This is a genomic window from Microbispora sp. H11081 (assembly GCF_012999535.1).
Classification (GTDB): domain Bacteria; phylum Actinomycetota; class Actinomycetes; order Streptosporangiales; family Streptosporangiaceae; genus Microbispora.
This window is the reverse complement of the sequence record NZ_JABBWV010000029.1, coordinates 1-10,657: the sequence shown is the minus strand read 5'-3', so window position 1 is coordinate 10,657 and position 10,657 is coordinate 1. Positions and strand designations below refer to the sequence as shown.

The following is a 10,657-nucleotide window of genomic DNA, read 5'->3' as shown; positions in this document are numbered from 1 at the left end:
TCCGCCTGAAAAGCGGAAGGTCGGCAGTTCGACCCTGCCCCTGACCACACTCTCTGAACAGCCCAAACGCCCCGAGCGATCACGCTCCGGGGCGTTCTTGATTCGCGTTGACGACAACGCTGACGACAACGTCACCAGTCGCCGTACTCTGCTGCCATCTCAGCTTCGAATCGGTATGCCTCGCCCAGCACATCCGTCAAGCCGTCAAAGAAGTTGAGCACTCCCTCTAGGGCCTCGTGGAACTGACGCACATCCAGGTACTCGAGATTACTCAGTGTCGGCAGGCCCTTCGCTGTCACGGGATAGCGGGCATGCTCAGAGGTTGGGTCAATCGAGTTGAGCTGGTGGATCAGACGTTCCACGTGCTGTAGCTCTCTTATGGACTGACCATGAGGGCTCGACTCGATCAGCTTCCGAGTGCGTCGCCAGAGCTGGTCGAGCTTGTGCGATTGAAGCCGCTCTGTGTCCTGACCATTGTGGGTTTGGATGAAGTGAGCAAGGGCCTTGAGCTGGAGCTCAACACAGTGCCGCCAGGTCATCAAGAAGGGAAAGACCAGTAGGCTCTTCTCTGACTCGAGGTCAGCGCTCTCGATGCCATCAAGAAGCACCTGAGCAGCCAGACGGTACCCGTCTACATAGGCGGACCATGGGCTCAGTGGAAACCGGTTGCCGGGGGACGTTATAGACCTGTGGTTGTCGCCCAGAGCCTGAAGATCGTCATCCGGGCTTGGCCAGCGATACCCACCGTCGAGGAGATCGCTAAGGTCATCGGACAGAACAAACTCACTAGCGTCATGCATGACACAAGTTTGCGCCTTCGAGGCATCTAGCCTCGACCGATTATGTCGGTCGAGGCTAGATCAGGGCCTTCCACCGTGCTACCTGAGGGCATCGCCCAGCTTGCCGAGGGCCTTACGCTTCTCGTCGAGGGAGGCGTGGGCGTAGATCGTCATGGTGACCTCGATGTCGGAGTGTCCGACGATCTCCCGCACGATGTGGGGCGGTACGCCGAGGTCGAGCAGGAGGCTCACACAGGTGTGGCGGAGGTCGTGAAGACGCACGGTCCCGAGGCCGGCCGCTTTGCGGATCTCACCCCAACTCCGGCGGAGGTTGTCGGGCTCCATCGGTGTTCCCCGACGAGAGGGGAAGATCAGCCCGTGATCCTCCCAGTCCGGCCAGCGGTCGGACCGTTCGGCGAACTGGCGCTTACGATGCTCCTTGAGCGCCTCGATGCAGACGGGCGGAAGCGGGACAGTGCGCTCTGAGTCCTCAGTCTTGGGCTTGACGAACTGGAGCCGGCCGCCGACCCGTTGGAGGGTCTGCACGACTTCGAGCGTGCCCGCCTCCAAGTCGACATCTTCCCATCGGAGCCCGAGGAGTTCGCCGCGCCGCAGTCCGAGGCAGACCGCCAGGACGTAGAGGGCGCCGAGGCGGTGACCCTGAGAGGCCTTCAACAGCGCGCGTGCCTGCGGAACGGTGAGACCGCGGTTGACCTTGTACTTGGGCGGTGACACCTTCACGAGCTTCGCGACGTTGCGCGAAATGATTTCTTCCCGGACCGCGTTCTCCAGAGCGTTCCGCAGGACAGCGTGAATGAACTGGACCATGCGGGTCTCGATCTTGTATTCGCAGCACTCGCCGCCCTTCTTGGCGCAGCACTCCGGCGGCTTCCGAAGCTTGTCCCAACCGCGCTGGCAGCACTGGCAGCCGGTACGGAGTGACGTGACGAACTGACGGACCTCTGCCGCGTTGAGCTTGTCGAGGCGCTTCCGGTCGAGGGCCGGCAGGAGGTACCGCCGGATGACCCCCTCGTACCCCTGTACGGTCTTGGGACGGCGCTCGACCTTAACGACGTGCTCCAGCCAGTAAGCCAGGTAGTCGCCAACTGTCCAGTTCTCTGAGGCAACGGGGATGCCCTGGTCGGCCTGAGACTTGAGGGCAACGAACTTGGCGTGGCACTCCTCGCGGGTCTTGCCATACACGCTGACGCGCTTGATCGCGCCCGCCGTGGTCGGGACGAAGACCTTGGCCTCGTATCGCCCGTCCTTACGCTGGACGATAGTTCCCTCGCCGTTGGAGCGCTTCCGCGTCTTGCGTGGCTTACGGCTCTTCGGCTCCTCGTGCGCGGCGCCGAGCTTGGTCTTGGTCATCACGCCACCGCCTTCAGGTAGTCGACGCATTCGGCCAGCGAATCGACGGGGACGAGGCGACGACGGCCGATCTTGATGGTCTTGAGCTGGTTGGAGCGGATCAGGGTGTAGAGGGTCCACCGGCTGACGCGGAGCCGCTCCGCGGCCTCGTCGACGGTGAGCACGAGGTCATCCATCCGAGTCCTCCGTACGAGGGTGGACAGCGGGCAGGGGCGTGCCAGTGATGGCGGCGGCGAGGATGGCGTCTCCAGCGGAGAGGCCCTGTCCGGCGTACTGCCAATGTGCGATCACGAGGACGGTGTCCTCCTCGAACAGGGGGAGTCGTCCGGTGCTGATCTGCTCGTCGCGCTTGTGTTCGCCGCGTGCGGCGCGGAGTGCGCCGAGGGTGGTGGAGTAGCGGCGGGATTTGGTGGAGAAGTGGCCGCGGAAGCCGAGCATGTGCGCCCAGTGAGTTAGCCGGAGGTCGGCCAGCTCGCCGAAGGCCCCGAGGCGGAGGCATTCGGCGATGAGCCGCCGGGCGTGCTCACGGACCGGTAGGGCGGCGAGGTTTTCCAGTGGTTGGATGCGCCGGTCCAGGGTGCCGACGCATTCGGCGGCCTTGGTCGAATACTTGGCGATGTAGCCGGCGACGGCCTGGTCGGTCAGCTCACCGTGCAGGGTGATCGGCCGAGTGTCGAGCTGGGCACCCCACCGAAGGACCCGCGAGGGTTGGCCGTCGTACGCGGGGACCTTGACCGTGACGACGGTGGCGGCGTGTTGGACGGCGTGGGTCAGCATGTCGACCGTCGCCCAGGCCGGGGGTGGAGAGGCGGGGCCGTCCGGGCCGTCGAGGCGAATCACTGCGTGCAGGTGGACGACGCCGCGCCGCTGGTATTCGGCGACCTTGGCGAAGGAGACGACGAGCTGGGCGGCGAGGTCCTTCTGGGTGAGCCCAGCGAGCTTGGCCAGGTGTCGGCGAAGCGCCAAGGTGAAGCGGCGCCATAGCTCCGGGGCGGTGGCGTTGAACAGGACCGAGCCGGTGTAGTCGTAGCACTCCGGGCATAGCGGCTCGCCAAGGCATGTCTCGTCGGCTTCGTGCCGGGCCGTACAGGACATGACCCGCCCATGGGGGCAGGTCTCGGCGTCCCGTCGTGGGTGGCAGGGCAGGATCTTGCTGTCCTTCTCTCGCCGGGAGTGCACCTCGCCGAAGGAGGGCGCGGTCAGGGTGACGAATAGGCACGGGTGGGAGGCGACTGTCTCAGGGACGCCCTTGCCGCCGACAAGGCCCGCGCGGACGAGGTGGTAGGTGTCGGCGCGGTAGGTCTCGGCGCAGGAGGGGCAGCGGGCGGCACGGCGGGTCTTGCACGGGACGCGCAGGAGGCCGTCTGGTTCGAGGTGGGTGCTGTAGCGGTGGAGGAGTTGGCCGGTGGCGCGGTCGTAGTGCTCGACCTTGCCGCGCAGGTGGATTGGCTGGCGGCAGCCGCCGGTCCGGCGGATCTGGTTCGCCCAGCGGGCGTATTGAGGGTCGTGGAGCCGGGTGATGAGTCCGGCGATGGCGTGCTGGGTTGGCATGATGGGGCGTGTCCCTTCCGGGCTGTTGGGTTCGGTGTGGGATGGCCCCCGACGTGACGGACGTCTTGGCGGATGTGTGGTCACGCCGGGGGCGCTGTGATCAGCGGTGCGGGCGGTCAGCAGAAGCCGAGGCCCTCGCAGTGGCGGCAGGTCTCGCCGTAGCTGTCGAGGCCGCCCCCGCCGCAGTGGCAGCACTGCCAGCGCTTCGGGGTGATCTCGGCGGCCGGGGCGTCCTCGTTCGGGGTCGTCACGCGATCCACCTCGTTTCGCGCTTGGGCGCGGTGTTGATGAACACGCGCCAGGTGTAGGCCCGGCGGCGACGCCGGGTGATCGGCGAGACGGAGCCGACCGGGAGAATGGTGCGGATCTTGTTCACGGCGTAAGCGATCTCGGCGTCGGTGCCGTCGATTCGAATGCGCATGATCGAATACCTCCTTGCGGTTAGGCGGCGTGGGCCGGGTTGACGGTGGTCTCGGGGACGATGCAGTCCTCATAGGAGGTGACCGCCTCATGTCGGGCGCGGGCGTCGGCGAGGATGGCGAGCGCCTCGTAGCGGACCGGACCGAAGTCCAGACCGGTCCTGTAGTGGCTGTAGGGCAGGCGACCCGGGTCGATCTCTGCGCCGAGCAGACCCGCGATGCGGTCGATCTCGGCGCGCATGATCGCGTCGTCCGCCCGGTCAGGGAAGTACGTGACGCTGATGGAGCTGCGCGGGATGGGGAGGGCGGGGTTGCCCTCCAGGAAGTCGGCCAGGGCGCGGAGGCCGGCGACGGTGGCTGTGCGGTGGTCGGTGGTGGACATGGGTTCTCCTCTCACAGGGCGTCCGGTGTGGTCCGCAGCGTGCGGAGCAGGTCGGAGGCGAGTTGGTTGGACACCCCCAGGCGGGCGCGCAGCAGGTCGCGGGTGATGGGCTTGCCGTGCTTGGCGTGGTGTTCGTCGGCCACGCGGCGGGCGTAGTCGACCAGTGCCGAGGACGGTTCCGGGCCGTCCTGGTTGCTGTCCGCGCCGTCCTGATCGGACGGGACGAGCGCGGGGACCGAGGACGAGGTGACGACCGGCGCGGACGACGGGACGGCGGACGAGGACGGAGCCGGGGACGGGTCGAGGCGGGGGCCGGAGGCCCGGCGTTCCAGCATCGAGACCGCGACGAGGAAGGCCCCGGCGGGTGTGGCGGCGGTGAGCCAGCCCCACAGGGTGGGGTCGGCCTGGTGGAGGTTGGCGGCCAGGGACAAGACGATGCCGGCGACGAGGACGAGGGTGGGCCAGGAGATCCAGCCCCGCCGCACGCGTCCGGTCTTCTTGTCCCGCTGGCGTTCCCGGGCGGCCATGACACAGGTGAGATCGACGCAGACGGCCACGGCCCACGACATCCACCCGCTTTGGCCGCTGGCGGCGGCGGTGTCGCGGATGTGGGTGAAGCTGCCCGCCCCGGCGATGGCGGCCAGGACCAGAACCGGACCGGTGTCGGCCAGCCGTACGGCCAGGCGGGACAGGGGCGCAGGCATGCGGGATACCTCCTCTCGCTCGGTGGGATCGGGTTAGGCGGCGATCTGCGGGGCTTCGCTGCCGGGGAGTTCGTGGCCGAGGCCGGAGGCGGCAACCTGCGCCCACGAGGGCGTGATGTTGGCATAGGTCTCGGCAGCCTGCTCAGCCGCAACGGTGGAGACGTAAGCGGAGCGAGCGCGGTACCAGCGGCCATCGCTGCCCGTGATCACCGCGACACCGGGCAACTCCGGCGGGATCGACCGGGCGGCGACCAGCGCGTCAGGATCGAGGTCGCCGAGGGTCATCACCGCGGTTTCGGGGTCATTGACCCGGTGGCAGACCCGCCCGCCGATCTGGGCGCGCAGCGCGGTCACGCCGGGGCCGAGGTCGGAGCCGATCCGCTGACCGGACAGCACGAGGTGGATGCCGAAGGCGCGGCCGAGCTGGGCGATCCGCAGCAGGGCGGTAGCCGTACGAGTGACCTGATCCTTTTCCGCCTTGTCAGCGGTCAGGAACAGCTCGGCCAGCTCATCGACCAGGACCACGACCGGGATAGGCCGTACGCTGTCCGGCAGTTGCCAGATATCGCGCACCCCGAGCCGGCGGCAGGCCAGCATCCGGGCGCCCATGACCGCGATCAGGTCCGCCAGCAGGTCGAGGCACTCCGCGCGAGTGGTGGCGAGTGCGGTCAACCGAGGGGCGTATGGCGAGAGCTCGACCCCGCCCTTGAGGTCGAAGCCGACCAGGGCGACCGGCTGCGGAGCGAGTCCGACGATGAGCGCGTTGATCAGGTTGGACTTGCCCGACTGCGTCGCTCCGGCGTTCATCCAGTGCGGGATCAGCCGGAAATCCATCCGCCAGGCGGCGCCCGTCTCCAGCACCCCCACCACGGGCCGCAGCAGGTCCTCTCCCCGCCATCCCTCCCGCGGCTCAGGCGGAGGTGCAGCGGGGGCGACGTGCGCTAAAGGGTCGCGAGTGATCCCCTGGAGGGTGACGCGGCCGGGACGGGAACCGACAACGCGGACCGCCTCGATCCGCCAGGCGTGCGCGAGCCGATCGCACACCTTGGCGTAGTCGTCGGGGATCTGCCCGTCCAGCAGGTGGAAGGTGATGCGGAAGCCGTGCCGGACCGGGCGGGGCAGGCCCATCCACGGCTTGGTGTCGACCGCGACCCGCTGGAAGCGCCGCTTGACCCGCACGACCCCGGTCGAGGCCACCAGGCCCGGAACGGTGGTGAACCACCACCGCTGACGCTTCTTGGTCAGGCCGCAGCCGGAGGCCACGTGCCGCCAGGACCAGCGCAGCCAGACCGCCTTACGCGGGAAGACGAACAGGTACCAGTACGAGGTCGGCGCCCACCGCCGCCACAGGACGAGGACGACCAGGGCGGCGACGGCGAGCAGGACCGGGCGGGGCAGGTGCATCATCGATCGGCCCCCGCCCCGTAGGCCGCGGTCGCGGGGAGGAACGACTGAGCCCGGTAGGAGATGCCCCAGCGGTCGCCCTGCTCCCAGACGTAGCCGACCATGCCGACCGGGACCACCTCCTCCCCGGGGGAGATGGGCGGTTCGGGCGTCACGCTGACCTTGACCAGCTCCATGCGGCCGTTGCTGTCCTCGATCAACAGCGTGACCTCGTACATGGTGTTGCCGTCTCGGTCCCGCTTGATCTCGCCGGTCTCCTTGCTGACCAAACGAGGACGGGCGGCCTTGGCGCAGGTGATGTGCAGCTTGGACACGTCGACAGGGATGGGGATGGTGCGCATGATCTGTTCCTTTCGAGGTGAGCTCTCTTAGAACTCATAGTGTTCTTAGTATGCCAAGTTGTCAAGGACTACTTGGAGCACTTGGTTGGCGTGACGGCCGGGATGTGGTGAACTGGAGGCAAAGAGAGAGGGCCGGGATGATCGAGAAGACCGGTCGGCCTGCCTACATGCAGATCGCCGACGAGCTACGCGGGCAGATTCGGAACGGATCGCTGCCGCCTGGTACGGCCCTGCCCTCGATCAACCAGCTCTGCGAGCGCTACGACGTCTCAACCAGCGTCGTCAAGGCCGCCATCAGCGTCCTTCGTACCGAAGGGCTGATCGTCGGGCAGCAGGGCAAGGGCGTGTTCGTTCGCGAGCCGGAGAGCGCCGGCCTTGCCGAGGCGTCTGGCGACTCGGCGATCATGGGGCAGCTCGCCGAGATGCGGGCGCTCATGAGGGACCTGGGGGATCGGATTGCCGATCTTGAGTCCGCTGTCTTTCAAGAGCAGAAGCGATCTGGTGAACCCGGCAAGTGATCTCTTCGAGTTCGGCGCGCAGCGACCGTAGGTCGGCGATGATGCGCCGGGTGGTCTCGTCGCTCATGTTCACGGTGACTCCTCGCGGTCGGTGTTTCCCGGTTTCGGGATGCCGCTAGTTCACCGTGATCACGGGCTTTTCTGTATCACGCACCCTTAACTAAGCTTCTTCACGCCGCTTCATCAGCGGTTTACACGTACGTTTTCACATGCACCACCGCACGACCCACCCGAAAGTGTGAACGTGAAGGGATGCAATGAAGGCGACCCAGCGACCCGGCTGGACCCCCTCCCGTCTGCGGGAACACCGTGAAGCCCACGGCCTGACTCTGGAGGCCGCAGGCGACAGACTCCGAGAGACCGCCCGCCGCCACGGCCTGGCGGTACCCGCAGCCAACTTCCAAACCCTGTGGGGGCACGAGCACGGCTCCATTTACCCCGGCCCGCATTACCGCCGCGCCTACTGCCTCATGTACCAGGCCACAGAGCCCAACCTAGGATTTCGGCCGCCCCTTCCCGGCGAAACGGAGAAAGCGGAAATTATGATTTCCGATTTGCCCGCTCCCACCGACCCCGCAGCCGACAACGCCGCCGCCCAGGTCATCGAGGAGACATTGGCCAAGGTCTCCGTCGACGGCATCCAGCCCGACAACCACCAGCAGACTGCCCTGCGCAACCGCATCGTCGACGCCTGGCGCCGACGCCACGGCGGCGGCAGCCCCAAGCCGATCCTGACCCTCGTCGGCGGCTACGCGGGATCAGGAAAGACCGAGTTCTCCCGCTTCCTGTCCGACATCACCGGCTGGGCGTTCCTGGACAAGGACTCCATCACCCGGTCCATGACCGAACGCCTTCTCGTCTCGCTCGGTGCCGACCCCAACGACCGGCATAGCGACCTGTACCGGTCCGAGGTCCGTCCGCTGGAGTACCGGTGCCTGATGGAGACCGCGTGGGACAACCTCCACGTAGGCACTTCCGCCATCCTGTCCGCGCCGTTCATCAGCGAGCTCAACGACGAGGCATGGTTCAAGCGCCTGGAGAACCGGTGCGCCGCCAAGGGCATCGACGTGGCCGCGATCTGGATCCGCTGCGATCCCGAGTCGATGCGCGAGTACATCGAGTTCCGCGCAGCCGCTCGGGACGCCTGGAAGCTCACCAACTGGGACGAGTACGTGTCGGGCCTAAAGACCGACGCCAGCCCGCCCACCGCGCACATCACCATCGACAACCGGTTGGGCTCGGCGATCACCCTTGCCGACCAGACCCGCGAGTCGCTCAAGCGGATCCTGACATGACCGTGCCGCCCGTGGGTGTCGTCCTGTACGGCCCGCCCGCCAGCGGCAAGAACACCATCACCGCGGCGATGCAGAGGCACGACCCGCGATTTCGGCTGCTGCCCAAGCTCAAGGTTGGCACCGGCCGCGCGGACGGCTATGAGTTCGTCACCACCGAGCGGCTCGACGAGTTGCGCCGCGCGGGTCGCCTGCTGCTGGAAACCCACCGGTACGGCAACGTGTACGCCGTCGACCGCCGGCAGATCGAGGACATGACTGCCGCCGGACAGGCGCCAGTCGCGCACATGGGCAACATCGCCGACCTGCGCCGCCTCGTCGGGCACACCCCGGACGCCTGGCTGCGCGTCCTGCTCTGGGTTCCCCGCGAGGCGACCGAGCAGCGCTCGACAGGCCGCGGAGACGCCGACACCGCCCAACGGCTCAAAGCCTGGGACGAGACCCTCGCCGACCTCACCGCCAACACCGACGACGGCTTCTTCCACCTCCGCATCGACACCGACCGCCTGGACGCCGAGACGGCCGCACGCGAGATCACGAGAGCGTTCCTCGCCCTGACGAAGGCCGCCAACCCGGCGCACTATCGGCCGGAGAGCGTGGCCGTACACCGGGAGGGATGAGATCGGCACGCCACCAGGTGCCGCAGTTGCCGCACTGCGCACCGCCGGGACGGTCATCACCGGTCGAGGTCCAGCAAACATCGACGTGTGCGCATCCCGCCAGCTCCGCACTCTCTGCGCGGCGCTGGCGGGACGGCGAGCCCTGGCGGCATGCGTCGTCATCGCGACTGACCAAGCAGAATCCTCGTCCACAGGTGCTCGGCGGCAGGCGGACGAAGCCACTCACTCTCCTCAATGAGCACCCCGTCCGAGCGGTCGTAGCGCCGTACGAACATCAATCCGCCCGCCTGGCACAGCTCATAGGCCACGGGCTGGCAGTCGCAGGTGTGCCGGCGGACGCGTACGGAAGCCGCCCGAGGCCGGCTCTTAAACCACCTGATCTCCTCACACCCGGGCTGTTTGGCAGCCGCATGAATGCCCACACAGTCCATGATCAGCTCAAGCACGTCAGGCGGTCCCGGCAGCCGGTGCTTCGCAGGCCCGGGAGTCTTCCTGACCACCGTCATCACCACGGCAGCGAGGAAGAAGAAGGATCACGGCGAAGCTCGGCATAGCGCGCGGCGATCCGCTGCGCCGCCGTCTTCACCGCCAGCGCCCGGCATCCCGTGTAGACCCATCGGCCCGAACGTTCCGAGACGCGACCGGTCCACCAGCGATACCGCCAGCCCTCCGGCCCTCGCTCACACCACACCACGAGGTGAAGCCACACCGACAGCAGTGCGACACCGTCACCCTCGTGAACGTCGGCGACGACACCAAGGCGTTCCAACTCGCCCCTGAGTTGCTCGGCCACCACCAGAGCGGGAGAGCGCATGGGCGTCGCCACCAGGCTCAAGCTTCACCGCCCTGGCTGCTTGTGGCGCTCGTGAGGCGTGAGGCGATCTCGCTCTGTCTCTCCAGCTCAAGCGCCAAGGAGGGTCCGTCGTCGCTCCACACGGTCTGCGCTAAGCCCGCGTTCAACTGCTCGACGCTCAACGACACCGCCCGCCGCGTGGCGTACCACCCCTGAGGCCCGGTCTCGCTGGCGCCACGCCAGATCACCCAGTCCGGAAACTGCGCTGCAAGGTCCTGCACCGTCATGAGCCACCCGATCAGGAGGGAACCATTCCTCAGTCACAGTAGCTATGTACGTACATACGTGCAATGGAATGCGCCTATGCTGCTACGTAGCTTCGGCGCTATGACGATCGACCCCAGCGCCGACCGCCCGGTCTACAAGCAACTCGCAGACCTGATCCGGGCGCGCATCGAGGCGGGGGAGTACCGCCCCGGGCAG

At 67.2% G+C, this 10,657-nt stretch carries 15 protein-coding genes; 3 read left to right on the top strand and 12 right to left on the bottom strand.

What is annotated here, in order from left to right; all coding sequences use genetic code 11:
• Nucleotides 1-131: 131 nt before the first annotated feature.
• From HHX31_RS33225 to HHX31_RS33185, 10 genes are all read right to left on the bottom strand, one after another.
• Nucleotides 132-800 (bottom strand): hypothetical protein, encoded by a 669-nt coding sequence (locus tag HHX31_RS33225; protein ID WP_169953730.1) that lies wholly within the window; start codon nucleotides 798-800, stop codon nucleotides 132-134.
• A 78-nt stretch (nucleotides 801-878) separates the two neighbouring features.
• A complete protein-coding gene (locus HHX31_RS33220; protein ID WP_169953728.1) occupies nucleotides 879-2,150 on the bottom strand; it encodes a site-specific integrase in 1,272 nt (423 codons plus the stop codon).
• Nucleotides 2,150-2,326, bottom strand: a complete 177-nt coding sequence (locus HHX31_RS33215) for a helix-turn-helix domain-containing protein (RefSeq protein ID WP_139577440.1) — start codon at nucleotides 2,324-2,326, stop codon at nucleotides 2,150-2,152. Before HHX31_RS33215 ends, HHX31_RS33220 begins: the two co-directional genes overlap by 1 nt.
• Entirely contained in the window at nucleotides 2,319-3,701 is a 1,383-nt protein-coding gene (locus HHX31_RS33210) for a replication initiator (RefSeq protein ID WP_169953726.1), read from the bottom strand. The genes HHX31_RS33215 and HHX31_RS33210 overlap by 8 nt, the downstream gene beginning before the upstream one ends.
• 116 nt (nucleotides 3,702-3,817) lie before the next feature.
• A complete protein-coding gene (locus HHX31_RS35460; RefSeq protein WP_283244713.1) occupies nucleotides 3,818-3,952 on the bottom strand; it encodes a hypothetical protein in 135 nt (44 codons plus the stop codon).
• Entirely contained in the window at nucleotides 3,949-4,122 is a 174-nt protein-coding gene (locus tag HHX31_RS33205; RefSeq protein WP_169953724.1) for a hypothetical protein, read from the bottom strand. Before HHX31_RS33205 ends, HHX31_RS35460 begins: the two co-directional genes overlap by 4 nt.
• A gap of 20 nt (nucleotides 4,123-4,142) precedes the next feature.
• Entirely contained in the window at nucleotides 4,143-4,502 is a 360-nt protein-coding gene (locus HHX31_RS33200; RefSeq protein ID WP_169953722.1) for a hypothetical protein, read from the bottom strand.
• Nucleotides 4,503-4,513: 11 nt separating this feature from the next.
• The gene (locus HHX31_RS33195) at nucleotides 4,514-5,206 is read right to left on the bottom strand and encodes a DUF2637 domain-containing protein (protein WP_169953720.1); all 693 of its coding nucleotides are present in this window, start codon (nucleotides 5,204-5,206) and stop codon (nucleotides 4,514-4,516) included.
• 33 nt (nucleotides 5,207-5,239) lie between these two features.
• Nucleotides 5,240-6,613 (bottom strand): FtsK/SpoIIIE domain-containing protein, encoded by a 1,374-nt coding sequence (locus tag HHX31_RS33190; RefSeq protein ID WP_311932497.1) that lies wholly within the window; start codon nucleotides 6,611-6,613, stop codon nucleotides 5,240-5,242.
• A complete protein-coding gene (locus HHX31_RS33185; protein WP_169953718.1) occupies nucleotides 6,610-6,951 on the bottom strand; it encodes a hypothetical protein in 342 nt (113 codons plus the stop codon). The genes HHX31_RS33190 and HHX31_RS33185 overlap by 4 nt, the downstream gene beginning before the upstream one ends.
• A 137-nt stretch (nucleotides 6,952-7,088) precedes the next feature.
• On the opposite strand from HHX31_RS33185, the gene HHX31_RS33180 reads away from it, so the two are divergent.
• From HHX31_RS33180 to HHX31_RS33170, 3 genes are all read left to right on the top strand, one after another.
• Nucleotides 7,089-7,469, top strand: a complete 381-nt coding sequence (locus tag HHX31_RS33180) for a GntR family transcriptional regulator (RefSeq protein WP_169953716.1) — start codon at nucleotides 7,089-7,091, stop codon at nucleotides 7,467-7,469.
• 554 nt (nucleotides 7,470-8,023) lie between these two features.
• The gene (locus HHX31_RS33175; RefSeq protein ID WP_249347388.1) at nucleotides 8,024-8,764 is read left to right on the top strand and encodes an AAA family ATPase; all 741 of its coding nucleotides are present in this window, start codon (nucleotides 8,024-8,026) and stop codon (nucleotides 8,762-8,764) included.
• On the top strand, nucleotides 8,761-9,381 hold the full coding sequence (locus HHX31_RS33170) for a guanylate kinase (protein ID WP_169953712.1): 621 nt from the start codon (nucleotides 8,761-8,763) through the stop codon (nucleotides 9,379-9,381). The genes HHX31_RS33175 and HHX31_RS33170 overlap by 4 nt, the downstream gene beginning before the upstream one ends.
• Before the next feature lie 505 nt (nucleotides 9,382-9,886).
• Here the strand turns inward: HHX31_RS33170 and HHX31_RS33165 are convergent.
• Together HHX31_RS33165 and HHX31_RS33160 are read right to left on the bottom strand one after the other, a co-directional pair.
• On the bottom strand, nucleotides 9,887-10,216 hold the full coding sequence (locus tag HHX31_RS33165) for a hypothetical protein (RefSeq protein WP_169953711.1): 330 nt from the start codon (nucleotides 10,214-10,216) through the stop codon (nucleotides 9,887-9,889).
• A complete protein-coding gene (locus HHX31_RS33160; RefSeq protein ID WP_169953709.1) occupies nucleotides 10,213-10,461 on the bottom strand; it encodes a hypothetical protein in 249 nt (82 codons plus the stop codon). The genes HHX31_RS33165 and HHX31_RS33160 overlap by 4 nt, the downstream gene beginning before the upstream one ends.
• Nucleotides 10,462-10,657 lie beyond the last annotated feature (196 nt).